The following is a 21,104-nucleotide window of genomic DNA, read 5'->3' as shown; positions in this document are numbered from 1 at the left end:
CCGCAGGTCACTTCTGCTTTACCTTAGTCTAGTGCTTATTGTTGCGTCTCTGATGGGCTTAAGCGCGATGGGGATTGCAGCATGGTCGAGCGAATGACCGTCAGCAATAATTAGTTCGCGGGCGACCTGCAGCAGTTGATCGAGAGCACATCGGCCCGTCGAGCACGTTCGAAGACTACGTCGTCTGATCGGGGAGCTGGAAGGGGCGAAGAACAGGCTGGAGCTTGATTCCGAGAAGTTCTCGGACGAGGAGGTTGATGCCTGCGAATTATAGCGAGCGCTTCGCACTGTACAGATCTGGTACGCGGCGAATAGTCACGCACGAGATGTCGATTGACCAATTTGCACCAGCAGCTCATCCTTCGGCATGAGATGCTGCGCATTCGGAGCCCGGTGGACTGCCGCGAGCAATCATGATCGAGCTTTAGTGGCGGCGCTGCGCCGGCAGCGCCTCAGAACTGACTTATCACGCGGCTGAATGCCGGGTGCACTCGGTTCTTCAGCTTAATTCAGTGTTCGCACCGGCTGTCCTTGTAGGCGCACTTCCATAGTCTTCCATGCCATTTGCGGTATAAGACAAAGTGAGCGTCGCCTTCTGACATACGTCCAAACGCGACTTCAGCTCACGATTTGAGGGCCTTCTTGAACTTGTTGATTGTATCCGCATGCTCCAGCTGACCAGCACAAGCATTTGAATAGGCCTTGCCACCGCCTTCGGCTGTCAATCGGCCTTTCGCCCGGCGGACCTCGGTTCTAAATCAGGCGGAGTTGATCAAAGAGGCTCCTCGAAGAGCTGCCGCGAGTACCGAACGCGCATCAAAGACCGGCTCGGGGCGGCGGGTATCACTCAGTTCGCTCACCATCTTTTTTAGATCGCCTAACGTGTTGATCCTGAGCGCAACTTTTTCAAGAACACCTTATGCGGGCCCCGGCGGAAATACGCTGATTTCCGTCCATACGACGACCGAAATTGGTCCGGCCTTAAGCTCGGTGGCGCGGCCGGGATTTCTCTGAGGATCGCACCGGCCGTAGTCGTGTCGCTTGGATCGGCTTTCATTCGGCGTCGCGGCTGGGGCGACTTCTGCAGTGATCGCAGAGCTCGACGAACTGACGCGAGCAGCTCCCGCAGGCGCTCCATGCGGGCGATCTGGAAAGGATAGGCAGGCTTAATCATCGAGGCAGGTCTATGTGATCGAATGAGAGGACGCCGACAATGAAGATGATGATGAGCGGGCAGGTGAGGAGTTTATCGAAACGATATTCTGTGCACCATGAACAAGCCAGGCCGCGGGCCGATCCATTCTTGATCCGATAAATCAGAGCTTGGCTCACGGCGGAGTTCGCCGCCTGGACTGGCTTCACCCTGCGGTCTGAACGTCTACGGAAACACCCCGCGGACCCGCACGGACCGATCAGGCGGGCCCGCCCCGTTTAAGCGGTTTGACTGGGTCTCTCGGACCGCAAAAGAATCTCACAGGCGCCTCTTGCGGAACCTTGGGAATGCCTCTAGTCTACGGAGTATTAGCTTCGGATTTGATACTGCGGGGACTGAGGATGGCCAGAAAGACTCCATCAACTAGCTTGATAATTGCCGGCGAGCAGGTCGAGGTCACGCACCAGTCGGTCCCGATCGGATCCCTCAAGCTGAACCCCGACAATCCCCGTATTCGCTTTCTCCTCAAGCGGAGGGGCGGCGGAAACGATCAGAAGAACATCCTGGCGCTGGTGAAGGAACAGCCCGGCTACGACGGGCTTCAGAAGGCCATCAGGAAGGCCGGAGGACTGCACGATCCGATCATCGTCAGTCATGATGGTTATGTCGTCGAAGGAAACACCAGGACGGCGGCCGTCACGACGTTGCATGAAGGCGCGAGGGCTGACCGGAAGTGGCAACACGTCCCGATCGCACGATTGCCGAAGACGGTTCCCGCGCGAGCGATGGCGATGCTGATGGCGTCCTATCACGTCGCCGGAAAGACCGTGTGGCGTCCTTACGCGCAGGCCGATCAGATCCACGAGCTGCACAAGGTCCACAAATGGACCATCGAACAGATCGCAGACGAAACGCGCATGTCGCCCAAGGAGATCCAGTACTACCTGGACGCCTATTCCTATCTGATCAACGAGGTGTTGCCGCAAGTCAAGAACGGGGCTGGGGCCGATATCCTCGAAAAGAAGTTCAGTCACGCACTCGAATTCGTCAAGCACAAGAATACCGAGCAGCTCCGCGAAAGCCCCGCCGCCCGTAAGGTGCTGGCCAAGCTGCTCATTGACGATAAGATCAAGGGGGCGGAAGTACGGGACCTGGACAAGATCCTCGGCAGTCCCAAAGCCGCAGCTGCATTGCAGAAATCCGGCTTCAAGGCGGCCAAGAAAGTCCTGACTGACAAAGATCCGCTGACGGGTTCACCGACCCTCAAGAAGGTCGAGGCGCTGACCAAGGCCTTATCTAAGATGGGACGCCAAGAACTCGATCTGCTGAAGAAGTCAGCGAAGGCCCGAAAGCTTATCAAGGAACTCAAGGACGTCGTTGACACCGTTGCGGCGGTCGCCGGCATCGGTACAGGAAGCAAGAATGGCAAGGCGTAGTCAGGCCGCAGTGAAAGCCCCTGCTGCGACGGTCATCGTCGAACAGGTGGACGAAATCACGTTGGACAAGGTGAAAGTCCAGGTGCGCGGACAGAATCTGCCGGCCGAAGACATCCTCCTCGATCCGACCAATCCGCGCGTGGCCAACACCATGGCAGTGGGCAAATTCGGGGACGGACAGCAGATGCAGGACGCTCTGCGCGATGTCCTCTGGTCCGATCCCGACGTGCAGGACCTCTATCGTTCGGTGCTGGCGAACCGGGGGCTGATCGAGCGGATCATCGTCCGAAGCAACATGGTCGTCGCCGAGGGGAACTGCCGCACGGTCGTTTACAGGAAGCTTCGCCAGAATTTTCCGGACGATCCGACGTGGCGCACGATTCCAGCGCGCGTGCTTCCCGCCGATATAACCGACCGTCAGGTCGCGATACTTCTCGGCGAGCTTCACGTCGGCGGCAAGAACGAATGGTCTCCGTTCGAAAAGGCGGGGCACATCCATCAGCTGTTTACGCAGTTCGGCATGGTGCAGGAAGAGATCGCGAAAATCCTGAAGACCTCGAAGACGGCGGTGAACCACAATATTCGCGCGTTCGAGGCGATGAAGAACAAATATCTGCTGGCGTTTCCCGGCCCGGGGGCCGTGCGGAAGTTCAGCTATTTCCTCGAAGTCTACAAGAAACCCGAGCTGCGCGAGTGGATTACGGGCTCTCCGCAGGCCATCGACAGCTTCGTTCAATGGGTCGGCACCGAAAAGATCGCGCAGGGCGCGCACGTGCGCGAACTCAAGGACATCGTTTCGGATCCGCGCGCGCTTGCCGCGTTCGATAAGCAGGGCCGGGAAGCGGCGATGAAGATCCTGAATCAGGATCGTCCCGAACTGAATTCGCCGCTGTTCAAGCTGATGGTGGAGATGACCGAAGCTTTCGACGACGCGCGGCTGGACGACATCCAGCGGGTCCGCAAGGACACTCGCGGAGGTGCGAAAGCAATCGTGCGAAAACTGAGTGAAGCGATGGAACGGTTTGTCGATCTTTGCGACGGTCTTGAGTGAGGAGTGGAAGCTATGGCAGTTTACGTTCGAAACATCCAGGGCGTCCGCGTCGAACTCGAGCTCGTCGAAATCGACCCCAATCAGGTGAGGCTCGATCCGACGAATCCGCGCGTCGGGTACTCCATGAGGCAGCTCGACGACCAGCAGGCCGGTGATGCAGCCTGCACGCTGCTGCTCACGAGCCAGGAAGACACCGAGTCGCTGAAACGCTCGATCATCCTGTCAGGAGGTGTGCAGGAGCCGATCTACCTGCGCCACGACCGCAGCGTCGCCGAAGGTAACCGCCGCGTCGTCGCCTTGAGGGCAGCGAAAGACGAACACCCCGACAATCCGGCTTTCAGCGCAATGCCGGCCTGGATTATCCCAGAGGGCACGCCTGAGCACACAGTGCAGGACCTGCTGAACGAGATTCATCTCGGATCTGTTCGCGGTTGGGCGCCTTACGAAAAAGCCTTGCAAATGCGCGCGCTGGTCAAGAGCGGCCTTATCGAAGCCGAGGTCGCCGAACGCTATCGCATGACCACGAACGACGTCCGCCAGCACATCGAAGCCGCGAACCTGATGGATCGGCTGTATTTCCCGATCGCGAAGGATCCGACCGACGCGGAACATCGCAGCAAGTTCTCGTATTTTCTGGAGTTCTCGAAAAACGGGCGTATTCAGCAGCACAAGGAAGAGATGCCGGACCTTCCCGAGCGTTTCGCCCGCTGGGTGAGGGACGGACAGGTCGACACCGGCATGAAAGTCCGAAAGCTGCCGAAGATCCTGGACGCAAAGGAGGCGGTACGCTTGTTGGAGATCGACGGCTTCGACGCGGCGGAGGCCTATCTGACCGAGCGGAATCCGCGCGAACACGAGTTTTACCTGCTGATGGAGCGGACGCGTGGGCGGCTGGCCGACATGTCGGTCACCGAAATGATCGCTGCGCGTCAGAGCCCGGATCGGCTCCAGATCTTGCAATCACTCAGAGAGACGTTGGGCGACGTTTTGGAGAATATCGATCGAGTCGCTGCCAACCGCTCGGTGCCGCGCAAGGCCCGCGCGGCCCGGAAGCGTTGAGCGCCGCCGTGGGTCTTACGCATCAAAACCTGCTTCTGTGGGCAGCCCGACGCATGCACGCGGACGGGTATGTCGTCGCCGGCTTCGATGGAACGGCGCCACAGGGCGGCAAGTGGAATCTGCTGCGTGCACCCTTCAAGCTCGGCCGCCACAGGCCGGATGCCTGGGGAACGACTCCAGACGGTACTCTCATCGCATTCGCCGAGGCCAAGACCGCCGCCGACATTCTCAATCGGCACACGCTAGAGCAACTCCGCATCTTCGGCGCCGTAAAAATGAAGGCCGGCTGGAAGCCCTGCGCGCTCTACGTCGCCGTTCCCCGCGAGCAGGCGCCCAAACTCGATGCGGCGCTAAACGCAGCCGGCCTACTCAACGCAGGCCATGTCATCAGGATGCATGTACCAGAAGCATTGCTACGGGACGGGCGCCATGCCGCGTAGGCCACCGATTGAGCAGATGCAGCACCAGGTCGACGGGACGGAGTTCCTTCAAAGCAACGAGCGTGCCGCGCTGTTCGACGAGCAGGGCCTCGGTAAAAGCAAGCAATTAATAGATGCCATTGCCGCCCAAGTCGCCACCGGCGAACTGGAAGGCGCGGTCATCATCTGTCCGAACGGACTGAAGACGAACTGGGCGGAGGAAATCCGGAAGTTCTCCGATCTGCCACTGGCGGTGTTCGGCGCCGGTCGCAAGGCGCGGCGCTCATCCTTTGCGCGCCTGAAAGCCGCTTTCTACGTCATCAACTACGAGGCCGTCGGAGCCGAACTGCCGTCGCTTAAGGCGCTGCTCCGATTCAAGCCGATGGCGCTGGTGCTCGACGAAAGTCACCGCATCAAGACCGCGGAAGCACGTGTCACGGAGGCCATTCATCAACTGAGGGCTAGCGCGAAACGCCGCTATATCCTCTCCGGCACCCCGGTCGCCAACAAGCCGGAGGATCTTTGGAGCCAATTCTATTTCCTGGACGACGGCGTATCGCTGGGATCGACGCTTGCGGAATTTCGGGCGAGATACAAAAGCGAAGGCGGTGGATATACCGGTCTCGACGACCTGCGGGAGCGGGTCGGCGGCCTTTCCAAGAGAAGGCTCAAGGATCATGCCGTAACGCTGCCGAAGAAACGTATTCGAAGACTGCGCCTGGAGATGGAGGGCCGCCAACTCGATCTGTACGACCGAATGCGAAACGAACTGGCCATCTGGGTGCAATCGCTCGACGGCTCCCAGATTCTGCGCGAAGCAGAAGCGATTCTGGCGCGGCTGATCCGACTGGCGCAGCTCGCCTCCAACCCGGGGATGCTGGATGCCGGCTATACCGACGAGCCATGTAAATTCCTGGCTCTCGACGGGCTGCTGGGGGACAAATTCGGTGGCGCAGACGAAAGAAAGGCTATCGTTTGGACGTCGTTCGTCGCCAATATTGCCACCTTGGAGGAACGATACGCTGCTTACCGTCCGGTTTCGCTGCACGGAGGGCTGTCTGGCCCGCAGCGCGACGCTTCGGTCCGCGCCTTCAAGGAAGACTCTAGCGTCAAGCTTATGATCGCGAACCCGGCCGCGGCCCGCGAAGGCTTGACACTAACGCAGGCGAACGTTGCAATCTACCTGGATCGCACGTTCAATCTGGTCGACTTCCTTCAATCGCAAGATCGGATCCACCGCATTTCGCAGACGGAAGAGTGTGAGATCATACTCCTGCTTGCAAAGGACACGGTCGACGAGTTCGTGGATTTCTGTTTGGAGCAGAAGCACAGGCTTGCTCAGTTCGTCCAGCAGGATGCTCCGACGGTTTCGGGAGCTGACCTCGCACTAGAAAAGCCTGAAATCCTCCGGGCTCTTCTCTGGCCTGAACAGCACGAAGAACAGCCGGGCTAACGGTCGGCAGCCGTCGCGGCGCAATCAGCAGACGGAGATCCATTACTCCAGAGGCTCTTCGTTCGTGGTTGGCCGATCCGTTATAAGGTCTGGAGTATGCGGTCGATCAAGGCCTTTGCAGCCATCTGATTGGTCGAGCATTTGTAGATCAACTCAAAAAACTTCTCATAGTTCTTGCGTTGCGCCTTGGGGACCGCGGCTAGCGGCGACATCTCCGTCTCATTCTCACCGACGAGCCGCTCCAGTTTTTTTCTTAGCCGGCCGATCGTCGCCTGAGAGCCTTCGATGCCTTCGGGCACGAAGATGCTCATCGCCGCAATCTTCTCCATTTGCTGAAGGGCCCGCTCGCCTGCCTGGGCGAACTTCGCCAGTTCCGCCTTTCCGACGCTGCGCTGCCGGACGATCTTGATGGCATCGGCAGCGGCCTGGCGCTGCAGCTCGAAGTCCCTCAGCCATTTCCGGCGAATCGAGCTGGTGCGGCAACGGCGCGAGATATCGCGCGCGGTCGGAGCCAGGTGATTCAATAGATTGTGGAAATGTGCGTTCTGTTCGAAGTGGTCGCGACGTCCATTGGGCACGATGCGGCGGTCGATGACGTGCACCTCTCCTACCGACCATACATTGAACCGCGGTTCGGCGAACAGCTCCTCAAGAAGCGAATGTTCGCCGATCTGAACGTTGCCGGACCTCAGCCGCAGCCCTTTCATCAAAGCGCCGTTCGGAAGTGCTCCTTCGTATTCGTGATGGAGGATCCAGGCGATCGCAGCCATCTCGCCGTCCATGCCGGGAACAGTGACGATGTCCAACCCCTCGAATGAGATCGCCCTCTTATCGTCGATGGCGAATTCGTCTCGATGCGGACGAAACACCTGCGGTTCGACGCCTTCGACATGCAGCTCGATCTCTCCCAAGCTCACGAAGTCGCGGAGAGCTTCGGTGATCTGATTGCCGAACTTGAACTCTGGCGAGAAAGGAAGGGGTGCGACCTGGCTCAGATAGTCCGCGATGGCCGCCGCACTCATCATGCGATCGCTGCGAAGTCGGATGACGCCCTTCATTTCGACTTCGAAGAAGCGCCCGGGATAACCCTTGGCGTCGATCCGCGCCACCGTGACGATTCCCCGAATAAGCTCTGCGACGCCGTGATCGGCTTCTGCCGCCCGCAGCGAAGCCTTGAGGGCCCGGCAATCCCACCGGAGTTCGGAGACGTGCGTTTCACCGTCGGTTCGCGACCGAAACACGAGCTCCTGTGCATAGCCTAGCCCCGCCAGACGACCGACCCCTCGGAAGCCACGTGCCTCGGATCCCCGCTTTTCGCTGGCTCCGAGAGCCGTAAGCTTCCTCGCGAAATCCTTCCAGGCGATTCCGCTGCCATTGTCCCTGATCCGAACGGTTCGCGAGGCCTGATCGATGCCAATATCAACACGTCCGGTCCTGCCTTTCGGAATTTCGCCGCGTCCTTTCGCGTCGTCGATCGCGTCTGCGGCGTTCTGAACGTATTCCCGGTATACCGTGAGCGGATCGACATACATCGCGCTTGAGACCAGCTCCAGAACGTCCTTGCCGATGACGATCTCCTCGATCTTTGGACGACCATCCTCGATGCGGGCGTCGCGGACGACAGCCTTTGCCATGGTTTGCTGGGTCACGCGGCAAGCCTTTCTCTCGACTTCTTCTTCGGTTTCGGGGGCGGAAGAGGCTCCTCCTCGGAATCGAGGCCGGCGTCCTCAACGCGTTCGTCGTCGGCCAGACCCAGATCGACCGGAGCGTTCCGAAGCAACTCCTTCTGCTTCGCCCAGATCTCCGCCAACTCGTCTTTCGACACGGGGATGTAGAAGCGGAGAATTCGTTTCATCAGGGTCGAGCTTGCTTGGTCGGCAAGGGAGACAAATTCTCGCGGATCGCATGATGACACCATGCGCATGAGTTCGGTGCGGCCATCGACGTCCAGTTTAGCGAATTCTTCCCGATACTCATGTAGCCTGCCGTCCCTGTCGAATTTTTCGTACCAGTCGCGGTTGAAGATGAAGTCGTGGGGCATCGAGAGGATGCGGTCGTAGTCTTCGAACTTGTCGCCGAACGCGCGCTTGAAGAAATCGGGCTCCCCGCTGACCACGCCGTGCGTTGCTTGCAGCACGATCTGCATCGAACGCAGCTGGTAGCGTGTCCATTTCTCGCCAACATGGCCCCTGTCGGGGCGGTCCGTCGGTTGGTAGCGCATGGGAAACGACCATATTCTCACGCCGAGTTCTTCGTTGAGAGTGACGTTCAATCGCATGCGCTCGAACAGGTCTTCCGGCCCATCGTGGAAATTGTAGAGCATGTAGTTGGAAAGTTCGGTGAGGCCGAATTCCGCCGCATATCGGACAGCCTGCTCGTACGGCTTCTTCAGACCGAGGTGATCGAAGGCGATTCTAAGCGGCTTGAGACATATTGAGGCCAGCTCCCGCAGATACATCGGATCCTTGCACAGGATGCGTGCGTCGACACCTTGGTTGAAGTCGACACGACGCAGCACAGGGACCCGCGTTCCGGGCCGTAGCAGTTTCGCGCCTGGCGTGAAACCGAGGTCGCGGATTTCCGCGATGATCTCCTTAAATCGCGGAGATGCCACCACGTTGTTGTCCATGAGAATAAGGTCCTTCTTTGGACCGTAATGCTTCTCGATCGCATTCACGAGACCGGTGAGCGACTCGGTATCGCGCTGGGCGCCCTCAAGCTTGGGTACGCCGCAGAAGTGGCATTTGCGGATGCAGCCGCGCGAGGTGTAGGCGAAGTAGGCGTCGCGTACCGGATATTGATATTCATGCTCGATCTGCGAAAGGATGTCGTAGTCCGGCACTAGGTCCTCGATCGGGAGGCCGCTGGTATCATCAGCGTAAAACTCCTCGGAAAACTCGTCGAGTTGTAGGGCGGTGGCAGGAGCCTCGGACAACAGACCCTTGATGAAGCGCACGCCATGCCAGCGCCGATCGGTCCGGAACCGATCATGCATCAATGAGGCCGCTATGCCTCCGACGAAGACTTTGTCGGTCTGTCCATTCGCAACTTCGATCGCAAAGTCGATGGTTTGAGCAATCTTGGGGTATTCAAACGAAAACAGCGTTGTGACGTAGATGCGATCCCATCCTTGGGAAAGAACAGAGCGGTCTTCACCCTTGATAAAGCGCACGCGGTCCCGCTTGCCGCGCGGACCGTGATATTGCGCGATCTTCATTAGTCCAAGCGGCGGATACTTGTTCTTATATCCCGGCTCGATTAACAGAATGTTCTTGTTAGCCATTTACCACCTTGTACCGCGACAACCTGCGCGCCTCTCGAACAAGCTCGACAGCCGCCTTGACGCCGGCTTGTCCGCCAAACCCCTTGAGACGGCCGGTCGTCGACCAGTCGATCGTATTGGCGAAATCCGACAATGCGCCGATGAACGCGCGCCGGTCGCACGGCCGTCCGGCCTGCCGACACTCGTTGAAGATATCCGCTGCGATATGCATTAGCGCATAAACGCCGACACCCTTGGTAAGCATGTGGTGGCGCGTATCCTTCCACTCGTTCGGAAGAACCGCGGCCACCGCCTGCCAGAAATCCAGGACCACCTGTGCCGCCTCATCCGGCGAGCTGGCCGGATTCGACCGCGTGGCCTTGAGGAAATCGTTGATAGCCTGCTGCATCATCCGCAGCGACACAATACGTTTCAAACCGGCGGTGGCGCTGCCGCCGAGGTTGAGACGCCCTTGCCACGGCGAGCCGTCCGTGCTGTTCAGCCGCAGTGCGATGAAAAGTTCAGGACGCTCGATTGCAAGTTCCTGCGCGAGCTGGGCTTCATGAAAGTCGAGCAAGCTCGTGCTCAGTCCGCGGGCCTTGCTGTTGATGACGTTGAACACTTCCATCTCTTCGCGCTCCGAAAGTCCGATGAAGCACATGAAGGGAAGAAGAATGGGCAGATCGCCCAAATGGCCCAGACGATGCTGACAATCCACCTGCGCCATGATCTTTCCGGCAGTAGGCGAGATTTCGAGTGTTACGCTGGCCCCGTCACTTTCGATCAGTTTCCACTCGCCCGCAGCACACGGGCGAAGGTTCAGCGTCAAAGGAATCGTCGAGCTCGCGGGCTCCTTGATGTAGCGGCGGAAGTCCTGACTATGCCGTTCGTTGAAGGGGCGCTGGTAACCGCGGCCGGTAGCCTCCTCCAGAATATCGGCAAAGCTTAACCGGAACAGGAGATCGGCACGCGCGAACCCGAGGAGAACGGGGCGATGAGCCGAATTCCCCCTCAAACAACTGATGATTACTGATTCAGCCAAGGTGGCAACCATTTTGCAGCGCTGGGCTGCACTTTTGCAATCGATACGCTGCAGGTCAAGCCCTTGGATGAGAAAACCTTGGAAAACCGGTCAGGCGTCACGATCGCTAGGCCAGCGCCGTTAAGCGCGGCCTGCCTGGAATCAAGCGGCTGGGCGGTCTGACGCCAGCGCCCGAGCCGAACCCGAGGACTCCGGTCGCTGCGCCGGGGACCGACGCCAGTGATTCTGATGCAAAAACACCCGCTACACCCGGTCTTTCGAATTGCTCGCATTCACGCGGCGGCATCTGGCGATGCCTGCCGCCACGCGAGGCGTCAGACGGCCTTGCTGAGTTGTCGCTTGATCTTTTGATAGGTTGAGGGATCGACGAACGCGTTCACAACGTCCAGAAGTTCCTGCAGGATTTCCTGGCGCAGACGAGATTTGAGTGCGGTCAACCTTTCGTCTTCGTCCAGGAACCGCCCGACCAACATACGAGCTTGGGACTCAATGCTTTCGACGGATTTTGCCGCATCTTGCAGCACAACTGCGCTCTGCTCCTTGGGCTTGCCCTCATCCACAAGCGTCGCATCGATGTCTCCGATGGTCTTCAAGGCAGAAGACGCACGCCGTCGAAGACGCTTGGCCGTATTCATGAGATCAACGACCTGGTCGTACGAAGCCTTCGGATTATCTGCCAAGCTGGTGCTTCGTTCGACCAGCTTTCCGATATCGTCGACGACCTTCGTAACGTCGATCTGTCCCTGCCGGGACGCTTCGTAGACGTCCGTTGACAACGGACGGCATATGTTAGTGATCAAACTGCTCTTGATGTCGATCCAAAACTTTGTCTCCTCGAACCCATCGCGGCGAGCATTCGGAATAACCTTTTCGGCGTCGATGTGGATCTCGCCGACATAAAAACTGCTGATGCGACCGTATGACGGCTTAACCTGGGTAAACAGCTTCTCGAATATTTCCGTGCCATCGACCTGAATGTTGCGTACCCGAATTCTCAACCCTCGTGTACGCCAATCGGTTACGGTTGCCGAGCCGCTCAGCCGCCCGACCCAACCCCAATATCGGTTGTCTTCCCCGGAATAATATTCGACTGCATCCAAGTTCATCATGCCGCCGGAATGTTCGTAACTGTCGCCATAGGGCTTCAGTATCTGTACCGATGGGCCATCTGCCTGCACGAATACATCGATAGTTTCCAGCGGCTCCCCGAAATAGGCCTTGAACTCGGCTTCGATCTTCTCCTTCTTTGAAAAGGACGGGTCAAAGGCAACCGGCACGGTCTCTGAAAGATAATCGCGGACATCCGAAGCAGAAGTGAGATAGGCGGGCGTGTTGGCCAGCCCAGATAATGTAACCTCGAAAAAATGATCTTCGGACTTCGCCGCGTCCTGGCTCGCTTTCAGCTTGATTGCCGTAGAAAGTAATCTCGAGAGCTCGACATCGCCGCCTTCATCTGGACTCATCGCCTTGAGTAGCTTTGCGCAGTCGAACGTAATCTCCGTGAGCGTCGTTTCGCCGGGAAATGTCGTCCGGAAAATCAGTTTCTCGCAATACGCCATCCCGGCCAGTCGTCCGATGCCTCGGAAGCCGGCATCCCGCTGCCTGTCCTTCTTGGAAGCCCCGACCGATGTCAGCGTCTTCCATGCTTGGTCCGCCGGCACCCCGAGTCCGTTGTCGAGGATCTTGATTGCTTCGGAGGAAATCGAAATTGTAACTTTGCCACGATCTTTGAGAAAGCGGGTACGCTGGGCCGCGCGGATGGCGTCAAAGGAATTCTGCACATATTCCCGCAGCGTATGACGGGGCTCGCCATACATCCCGAGCGTCAAGGTCTCGAGCACGAACGCGCCGATATGCGGCGCAGCCCTACCTTGTGCCGGGTCGGTAACTCCAGATTTCGAAGCTTCGTCAGTCACGATCACTCTCCCCATCGTCGCCAATCGCGCTCAATCCGCCCGAGCTTGTCATGTCGAGCGTCACCAGTCCCGTGTCCGGCAGCCAGGTTAGGCGTTTCTTGTCATATTCGTCGGACAACAGCTCAATGGGGATCAGGTATTCCCGAGCGATCAGCGCGCGAAGCTCTAGACCCGAACACCCCTTTTCCGGCTCCCTACTCAACAGGCCTGCAAAACTTCTCGTGCTGCCAGACGGAAGCGGATCCGCGAGCGCGGATTGCTTCCCGATGCGCAGCCCGCGTATCACGCGCGGAGTGTTGCCCGTGCCTTCGATCACGTCGACTGAATAGCGCAAACGCTTTCGCTCCGAACCGGGCAGATAAGGAAGTTCCGCGTCGGCCGACCGAAGATACTCTGACAGGGCAGCAAACGCGGGCCTCCAGCGAGGATCGTTATCAAGGAGAAGAACGGCGGGCGCCAAAGCACCTTCAGGTCGCCTCAGAAGTTCACCGTAGCGGTCGAAAAACGCCGGCACAATCATTCCAAGGACGACGGCATTCGACACGCCCGGGTTCAATGCGGATGAAAGCCGCTCGACAACGGACGGCAACTGCGACGTGATTTCACCTCGTCCGGCGAGAGCAAGATCGACCAATAGCCTGCCAAATTTCAAACCCGTCCACGTGCCATTCAACAAGAGACGTTCCCACGATTGCAAGATATCGGGAAAATCCCGGGGGATCGCGCTGGTGTACTGACTGACCTCCTTTGGACTAGTCAAGCTCATGACGTCGGCAAGAGTTGGTGCAGCGAACGCGGCTTGGCTGCTACCCTTGCCGGCCCCGGTTTTGCTGTCTAGTCGTTGTTCTACGGAAGCGGAAGCCTGCTCCGCCTTCAGACCGGCGCCAGCCAGGCGCGGAAGGAAGTCGGAACGATGAGATGCGGCCAGCCAGTTGACCACCTCGCTCGGGCGGCTGGACATCCTGGCGGCATAGTCCAAGGCCGATGCCAAAAAGCCGGGATGAAGCACATACAACCGCCCGCTCTTGGTGCGGGCGGCAAACTCGTGGACAAGGAGCGGGTGAGCGCGAGTGACGTCGTGATCGAAGTCCCTATTCGAGCGATGCGGAAGCTTTTCCTCGGAAAGGATCAACGGGGCTGAAGACACCCAGTCCGTTTTTTCGTCCCGAGAGATGAGAACACCGTGCCGAGGCTCTTTTTCATCGTTGGCGATGTCGGCCAGAATTTCCTCCCAGATGACGACGTCGCCATAGCGGTTGTCGTCCTTTTTGTCATGAAAGCCCGGAGGCATTCGGTGACTGTAACGGAAATCGCCGGTTTCCCCGAGAAGCCGCACGATGGGCGTCAAATCGGTGTCAAGCACGATCGAGTTTACGAACGCGACCACCTCGTCGGCCGCAGCGGCGATGCCGCGGTCGTCGCCGACCACCTTCGCAAGCTCGCGGACGCGAGCGAATGATTGCTCGACGTCGGCCACGAAGAACTCACGCCCTGCGTATCCGCGAGCCTGGCATATAACCTCGTCGGCCCGCTCGGAGGCAAGGCGGACGAATTCATCATATTTTTTCTCCGTCTCGCTCACAACCGCGCGAAAGTTTGACGTGACGGTGCCTTTGATTAGGTGGTGATGCAGTTCATGCGCAGACCAAACCGGCACGCGCACTGCGTTGTTCGGCCGACTTTTGCACCATGCAATGAACTCGCCGCGGGCCGCAGGTCCGATACGGATCAGCCACATGAGCAGAGAGGTGTCCAAATAGTAACGGGTATTCTTTGACTCGAACGTTTCAACGAGTTCGTCCATAAACGCCCGGTAGTCGCGGATGAACGGGTCCAGACGCATTGCATCACCACAAGCCCAGGCGCGTACGCCGAATTTGACAATTGTAGGTTGGTGCCAGCAGCCGCCTGCCGAAGCAATAGAAATTTGCGAGACATCGTTGCGCCTCGAGCGAACCCCTTAAGCCGCTCTCCCGGGCATTCTCGTACGGAACCCCTTTTTATGCCGGCCCGATGCTCGGAGTGCGGTATCGCAGGAAGCTGATGACGGTCGAGGCCGATCAGGATCAGATGAGTGAATGGTGAAGAAACGGAGTACGAAGCCGGAATGTGGGGCGCTCAGGGATTGAGCGACCCGCGAAGTAATTCGGTCCAGAGCCTAGCACGTGACGTCCCTGCGAGTTTACTGGCGAGGTGTCCTTGTGAAAATTATTGCGACATTATCCGCCGTGGTCTTCCGCCACCGTCAGATCGGGAAACCAAGTTGCGGTTCTGCTTGGTCGCCGCCTTGTTGCCCCGAAAGCGAGCACCCAGAAGCCGGACCGGCTTGGGAACGGGCATCTCGTTCGGCAGCAAAACGATCGATTGACGTCGAGGTGCGCTGCGGCGCGAAACCGCGACGAGGACGGATCTGCTGCGCGTGATGATCTCGAAGTGGTTGAACTACACCTTCAGCGTCACCTTGCGACCCCGGTTACCGGCACCCTCGCAGTATCGCCAGACCTCTCGATGAGTGGCTCGAGTTCGACGGCCATGGCGTCGAAGTCGGTGAAGTCGGTGGAGAACGTGTTTTCGGTGCCGACGGATTTCCGCACACGGTTGGCGCGGACCTCGCGGTTGTCGACGCCCCTCGATATCCAATAGTAATAGCTTCGAGCCTTACCGAAATTGGCTTGCATGAAGTCGAGCGACTGATTGCGCATGTCGAGCCGGTGTACGACCCAAGAGCATTCATTTTGGGGCTGGTCGCGGGCCCGATGCGGTGAAAGTTGCGGACCGGCAGGCTTTCTAGGAATGGGGGGCCCATCTCAGGCGTGATAACGTACTGGCCGTTAGGCTTGCGGTAGTCGGCGGCGAGCTTTGCTAGAAAGTTGTTGTAGGAGATGCGGGCGGAAGCGTTGAGGCCGGTTACCTCCTTGATCTTCGCACGGATCGCCAACGCGACGTCCCGGGCCAGCGGAATGCCTTGCAGATTTTCGGTCACGTCGAGGTAGGCCTCGTCCAGCGACAACGGCTCGATGATCGGGGTATGCTCGGCGAAGATCTTGCGGATTTGCTCCGAGACCGCCTTGTAGACCTCGAAGCGTGGCTTCACTCGCGGATCGCGCCTGCCTGCTGCAGCACGGCTATCGCCCACCCCCGTACCGTGCGGATCGCCGTCCGCCTTTCCCTGGTCATCAGCATCAAGATCGCTCCTGGCGAGGGACGAATCCTTGCAGCCCTCGGTTCGTTCCGGGCTGCTAACACAGAGCAGGGATTCCAAAACGTCGGGGGCAGGTGCTTTTCCACGTGTTCCGCCATCCTGTGCAAAATCAGCTACGCAGCAATCTTGTCTTCTTTGTCCACGTCGCGCATGACAACTTTCATCGCCTCGTCAGAAGGGCGCTGCAGCGCCTTTGCTTCATCCCAAGGAGCGCGCCGGGACGAAATTTACGCGCTTTGCCGGCTGAACCGCCTGCCATTCAACGCGACCGGCGAAGTTATAAAGGATGGCGGCGTCTGGAAAGTTTATGAATTAATTGGCAGATGGACGCGATTCTGTTCTGGCTCGCTTCAAGGGTCCCTGGCTGCATGACACGGAGTTTCATTTTCCCGAGCGGCCCGAGAACCTGCCAGCACTGAAACCACTCGAGAACTGGCCGAAATCCAATGCAAGGTCATTTGAATGCGTCGAACCTCTGTCGCATTGATTGTAGTCATTATATCGAGCGTAGCGTTGGCCGACGATTTTGTCGGGCAGGCCAGCGTGATCGACGGCGACACGCTGGAAATGCATGGAATGCGCATCCGGCTTTGGGGTATCGATGCACCGGAGAGCAGCCAGCTGTGCCGTGGCGACGACAGCTTACAATATCGGTGTGGTGCTCAGGCCGCGAACGACCTTGACGCCTTCATTGGCCGCAGTGCCGTCAATTGTGTTCCAGTCAGCCTCGACCCGTATGGCCGCACGGTCGCGACCTGCTCGGTCGCAGGCAAGGATCTCGGGGGTTGGCTTGTACGCAACGGTCTTGCGCTGGATTGGCCCCAATACTCGAAGGGCAGGTATCACGAAGCTCAGCGCGAGGCTGAGCGCGCGGGCCGAGGACTCTGGAAGGGCAGCTATGTCGAGCCGTGGCTCTATCGTGCATGCATCCGCGCAAGTGGAAAGCCGTCCGCCTGTTCGGACGATGCAAATGCCCATCCTTTATGCGATCCCTGCAAGGCACCAATCCAGAACGGGCGTTAGCCAATCACGGCACTTGGGGAGGTGGCTCTGGCGCCGTTTGGGCTGCTCACTCTACGCATCATTTCCAATCCCCTCACTGCACAACGGGAATAAAATGGTTGCAGCCACCCGTGAGTTGCCGGCCTCTGGTTACGCGCTTGAAGTGGACGGCCGGCTCAACGCCGAATTTGCAACCACAGACGGCGCCAGGGCAGGTGGAAGAACTAAAGAAGCGTTTTCCCATGCTTCAGATCAGGATCGACGACGCGCAGACCAATGCGCGCGAGGAAATCTAGGTCCTCCGACTTAAGCCCTGGTGGAGTTCTTCCGCTTGTGCGCGTGCGGCTTCCGCCGCATCGGGCTCTCGTTGAACCGAGCCGCTTTGCGTCTCGGCCGTCCGGCTTCGATCCCTCGCGCAAGAGCTGCGGAGCTCCTCGCCGGGGGCACTCGGGAAAGGGGCCCGCCTGCGGCGATCGCTATCACTGCCCCGTTCCCGGGTGCCACTATTGAACCGGTCTCGTCGCTGCACTCGGACCGCGTGCCCCTTCGGGTCGCTATGCTCACGCTCTCCGGGTGCCATTTCCCGTCGAGGCGATGCGCTCTTGGCGCACGCCCGGTCGGGTCTGCGGCCCCAGGCATCTCAGTATCTAGTCCTGAAAACTTGGAACGGAAGGCGGACCGGGTCGCAAATGTCGCATTCTGAATTAGAGGCTGAGAGTAAGAGTGTCGCGCGGTTTTGCCGTGACGGGTTACAGGCTGCGAGAGAGGCTCGCGGCGCCGTCGCGGAGATCCGCGATGTCCAGACATCATCCTCGGGCGCGCACCGGTGAGGACCGGACGAGCCTTTATGACGACATCACCAACAAGATCATCGCCGAACTGGAGGCCGGCCGTGTGCCGTGGGTGCAGCCTTGGGGCACCGCGGCGGCGACGGCCCCTTTGGCCATGCCGAAGAGTGCTGCGACCGGCCGCCAATACAGCGGCGTTAACATACTAATTCTCTGGGGGGCTGCCACTGAACACGCATTCACAGGTCAGAGCTGGCTCACATTCCGCCAGGCGCTATCGCTCGGTGGTCACGTTCGCAAGGGCGAGCGCGGCACGACCGTCGTCTATGCCGACCGCTTTGTGCCGGTCGACGAACAGCGCCGCGCGAGCGAGAACGGTGAGGAAGCGCAGACCATTCCGTTCCTCAAGCGCTTCACACTTTTCAACATCAATCAATGCGAGGGCTTGCCTCCGGAGATCGCAACAACAGCGCCGCCTCCGCCGCCAGACCTGATCGAGCCGCAGCTCGAAAAGCTCATCAAGGCGACTGGCATCGACTTCCGCATCGGCGGCAACCGCGCCTTTTATGCGCCGACAGAAGATTATGTGCAGGTGCCGCCACCGCAAGCTTATTTCGAGCCGATCAACTGGCATCGAACGGCCTTGCATGAGCTGGCGCATGCCAGCGGCCATCCGTCACGTCTCAACCGCGACTTGTCGGGCAGCTTTGGTACCAAGAAGTATGCCTTTGAGGAGTTGGTCGCGGAAATTGCCTCTGCGTTCGGTTGCGCGTCGCTCGGTATCGTACCGACGGTGCGGCACGCCGACTATATCGGCTCGTGGCTCGATGCCTTGCGCGAGGACAATCGTGCAATTGTCCGGGCCGCTTCACAGGCCAGCAAGGTCGCGGACTATCTCCTTCGATTCTTGCCAGCACCCGCTGCCTACATGAAGGCGGAAAAAGCGGACCAGGAAGCGGCGTGAGACTCCACCGGGTCACCGCGGGCACGAGAGTGAGAGGGCGGGTCGTTTTCCGCGACGGGTTGGAGGTCGAGAGAGAGGCTCTCGGCCGCCCGTCGTGGAGAATCGACATGACGAAGGCTGTCGAAAAGATCACCTTGTCGCCCTCGCGTGATATTCCGTTCAACAAGCTGGTGCTGAGCCAGTCCAACGTCCGGCATGTGACGGCGGGCATTTCCATCGAGCAACTCGCCGAAAGTATCGCGCAGCGTACGCTCCTGCAAAGTCTCAACGTGCGGGCGGTCGTGGACACTGAAGGCAATGAGACCGGCATGTTCGAAGTGCCGGCAGGTGGCCGGCGCTATCGCACGCTGGAACTTCTCGTAAGGCAGAAGCGCATGGCGAAGACGCAGGCGGTTCCCTGTATCGTGCGCGAGGGCGGCATTGCTGAAGACGACTCGCTTGCAGAAAATGACGAGCGGGTAGGGCTTCATCCGCTCGATCAGTTCCGAGCCTTCCAGACCTTGAGTGCCGCCGGCATGTCCGAGGAGGATATCGCGGCTCGGCACTTCGTGACGCCGGCTGTCGTTAAGCAACGACTCCGGCTGGCGTCCGTGTCGGCAAAGCTCCACGACGTCTATGCCGAAGACGGCATGACTCTCGAGCAGCTCATCGCCTTCTCTGTTACAGCCGACCACGCCAGGCAGGAGCAGGTCTGGGAGAATGTCAGCCGATCCAGATATGATGAGCCGTATCAGATCCGGCGAATGCTCACGGAAAACACCGTGCGCGCGACCGATCGCCGCGTTCAGTTCATTGGGCTGGATGCTTACGAGCGGGCTGGTGGCGGCGTTTTGCGGGATCGGTTCGAGCGCGATGATGGCGGCTGGCTCCAGGACACTGCCTTGCTCGACCGTCTCGTGACAGAAAAACTCAAAGCCGAAGCCGAGTCGATTGCAGCCGAAGGCTGGAAGTGGATTTCGCTCGCGGTCGAATTCCACTACGGCCACACCGATGGCCTGCGTGAGCTGGAGGGCAAACCTGTCGATCTCTCCCCGGAGGAGCAGGCCACCATCGACGCCCTCAACGCGGAGCAGGCCAAGCTTGAATCCGATTATCAGGATGCCGACGAGTTGCCCGATGGGGTCGATGAGCGTCTCGGCGAAATCGAGGCGGCACTGGTCGCGTTCGAAGACCGGCCAATGATTTACGATCCGGCCGAGATCGTCCGCGCTGGCGCCTTCGTCTGCATCGATTCCGAAGGCCGCCTCTCGGTGCATCGGGGTTACGTCCGGCCAGAGGACGACGTGTCGGCAGACGATCCTGATATCGGGCAGGGCGCCGACACACAGTCAAACGAGGGGAAGGCGGCTGGTACTTCCGTCCAGCACACGGCCATCGCCATCGCGGGTGGCGCTCCTGAGGTGGAAGAAGATGATGAGGACGCCACGAAACGTCTGCCGGATCGGCTGATCACCGAGCTGACGGCGCATCGCACGTTGCCGTTGCGGGATGCGCTGGCAGAAAATCCTGCGATCGCGTTTCAGGCGGTGCTGCACAACTTCGTGCTGACGGCCTTTTACCGCTTCGCATCGTCCGGCGGCTGCCTTGAGATCGGCTTCGCACGCCGACCTTTCCGGCTCAAGCGCCTGGCTTGAGGGGAAGCGCGTCCGCGAAGGCCGTTGAGGCGCGGCATGAGTCCTGGAAAGCACGATTGCCGAACAGCGAGAACGATCTTTGGGATGCGCTCGCAGCTCTCGATTGCGGCGCACAGGCATCCCTGTTCGCTCACGTGCGTCATTTGCGGTCAACGCTCTCTACGAGCCGGCCAACCGCTACAATCAGGGCCGCGTCTCCGCCCACGGCGTCCGCACCCGGCTCGACCAGGCGGATGTGCTCGCGCGCGCCGTCCGCCTCGACATGGTCCGAGCGGGCTGGAAGCCCTCCGTCGACAACTATCTCGGCCGGGTCACCAAACCTCGCATCCTGGAGGCGGTGCGGGAAGCAAGAGGCGAATCGTCCGCGCAATTGATCGACCACCTGAAGAAGGCCGACATGGCCAAGGAGCCGAGCGTCTTCTCGATGGTTCGGGCTGGTTGCCGGAGCCGCTGCGTCTCGTCGAGTCCAGCGTATCGTCACTGGAGCAGGAGAGTGAAGCGGGCCCGCTGCCTGAATTCCTCGGAGATGACAAGGATCGGGAGAACGCGAACGAGGATGAGGATCCGCAACAACTCGACGCCGCTGAGTGAGACCATGGAGTTGGACGGCTCTGGCCGTCCGTAGGTGCTTGGGGACCGGTGTGCAGCGCCGGTCCCCATTTTTCTGGGCGAGCTCTGAGAGGGAGAGCCGGGCCGGGAAGGGTTTGAGCCGTCGGGGTCAAA

At 59.4% G+C, this 21,104-nt stretch carries 12 protein-coding genes and 2 pseudogenes; 8 read left to right on the top strand and 6 right to left on the bottom strand.

Translation table 11 applies throughout. The features are described 5' to 3' along the window. The first annotated feature begins 1,500 nt into the window (after positions 1–1,500). The 5 genes from IVB19_RS39920 (at position 1,501) to IVB19_RS39900 (ending at position 6,571) form a co-directional block, all read left to right on the top strand. Complete coding sequence (locus IVB19_RS39920; RefSeq protein WP_247822107.1) at positions 1,501–2,589, top strand: ParB/RepB/Spo0J family partition protein; 1,089 nt, start codon at positions 1,501–1,503, stop codon at positions 2,587–2,589. Next, positions 2,540–3,640 carry a hypothetical protein gene (locus IVB19_RS39915; RefSeq protein WP_247822106.1) on the top strand — a complete coding sequence of 367 codons (1,101 nt, stop codon included), beginning with the start codon at positions 2,540–2,542 and terminating at the stop codon, positions 3,638–3,640. The genes IVB19_RS39920 and IVB19_RS39915 overlap by 50 nt, the downstream gene beginning before the upstream one ends. A 123-nt stretch (positions 3,641–3,763) precedes the next feature. Further along, positions 3,764–4,699 carry a hypothetical protein gene (locus tag IVB19_RS39910; protein ID WP_247822105.1) on the top strand — a complete coding sequence of 312 codons (936 nt, stop codon included), beginning with the start codon at positions 3,764–3,766 and terminating at the stop codon, positions 4,697–4,699. A gap of 53 nt (positions 4,700–4,752) precedes the next feature. Further along, positions 4,753–5,139: a hypothetical protein gene (locus tag IVB19_RS39905; RefSeq protein WP_247822104.1), complete on the top strand. Its 387-nt coding sequence runs from the start codon at positions 4,753–4,755 to the stop codon at positions 5,137–5,139. Between the two features lie 16 nt (positions 5,140–5,155). Beyond that, entirely contained in the window at positions 5,156–6,571 is a 1,416-nt protein-coding gene (locus IVB19_RS39900; RefSeq protein ID WP_247822103.1) for a DEAD/DEAH box helicase, read from the top strand. Positions 6,572–6,651: 80 nt separating this feature from the next. On the opposite strand, the gene IVB19_RS39895 is transcribed toward IVB19_RS39900, so the two are convergent. The 6 genes and pseudogenes from IVB19_RS39895 to dinB form a co-directional block, all read right to left on the bottom strand. Continuing rightward, entirely contained in the window at positions 6,652–8,220 is a 1,569-nt protein-coding gene (locus tag IVB19_RS39895; RefSeq protein WP_247822102.1) for an ATP-binding protein, read from the bottom strand. Next, positions 8,217–9,854: a radical SAM protein gene (locus IVB19_RS39890; protein ID WP_247822101.1), complete on the bottom strand. Its 1,638-nt coding sequence runs from the start codon at positions 9,852–9,854 to the stop codon at positions 8,217–8,219. The genes IVB19_RS39895 and IVB19_RS39890 overlap by 4 nt, the downstream gene beginning before the upstream one ends. Continuing rightward, positions 9,847–10,887 carry a DGQHR domain-containing protein gene (locus IVB19_RS39885; RefSeq protein ID WP_247822100.1) on the bottom strand — a complete coding sequence of 347 codons (1,041 nt, stop codon included), beginning with the start codon at positions 10,885–10,887 and terminating at the stop codon, positions 9,847–9,849. The genes IVB19_RS39890 and IVB19_RS39885 overlap by 8 nt, the downstream gene beginning before the upstream one ends. A 302-nt stretch (positions 10,888–11,189) precedes the next feature. Beyond that, positions 11,190–12,791, bottom strand: coding sequence for an ATP-binding protein (locus IVB19_RS39880; protein WP_247822099.1), 1,602 nt, complete (start codon positions 12,789–12,791; stop codon positions 11,190–11,192). Then, the gene (locus IVB19_RS39875; protein WP_247822098.1) at positions 12,784–14,634 is read right to left on the bottom strand and encodes a PIN-like domain-containing protein; all 1,851 of its coding nucleotides are present in this window, start codon (positions 14,632–14,634) and stop codon (positions 12,784–12,786) included. Before IVB19_RS39875 ends, IVB19_RS39880 begins: the two co-directional genes overlap by 8 nt. Before the next feature lie 402 nt (positions 14,635–15,036). Then, positions 15,037–15,885, bottom strand: a pseudogene (dinB, locus tag IVB19_RS39870) (DNA polymerase IV); the annotation flags it as partial. Positions 15,886–16,455: 570 nt separating this feature from the next. On the opposite strand from dinB, the gene IVB19_RS39860 reads away from it, so the two are divergent. The 3 genes and pseudogenes from IVB19_RS39860 to IVB19_RS39850 all read left to right on the top strand — a co-directional run bounded on the left by IVB19_RS39860 (position 16,456) and on the right by IVB19_RS39850 (position 20,972). Beyond that, positions 16,456–17,016, top strand: a complete 561-nt coding sequence (locus IVB19_RS39860) for a thermonuclease family protein (RefSeq protein WP_247822097.1) — start codon at positions 16,456–16,458, stop codon at positions 17,014–17,016. Between the two features lie 774 nt (positions 17,017–17,790). Continuing rightward, on the top strand, positions 17,791–18,747 hold the full coding sequence (locus IVB19_RS39855; RefSeq protein WP_247822096.1) for an ArdC family protein: 957 nt from the start codon (positions 17,791–17,793) through the stop codon (positions 18,745–18,747). A 107-nt stretch (positions 18,748–18,854) separates the two neighbouring features. After that, positions 18,855–20,972: pseudogene (locus IVB19_RS39850) on the top strand (ParB/Srx family N-terminal domain-containing protein). The last annotated feature ends 132 nt before the right edge of the window (positions 20,973–21,104 follow it).

The sequence above is a fragment of the Bradyrhizobium sp. 187 genome, assembly GCF_023101005.1.
GTDB classification, from domain to species: domain Bacteria; phylum Pseudomonadota; class Alphaproteobacteria; order Rhizobiales; family Xanthobacteraceae; genus Bradyrhizobium; species Bradyrhizobium canariense_D.
This window is presented reverse-complemented; position numbering and strand designations above follow the sequence as displayed.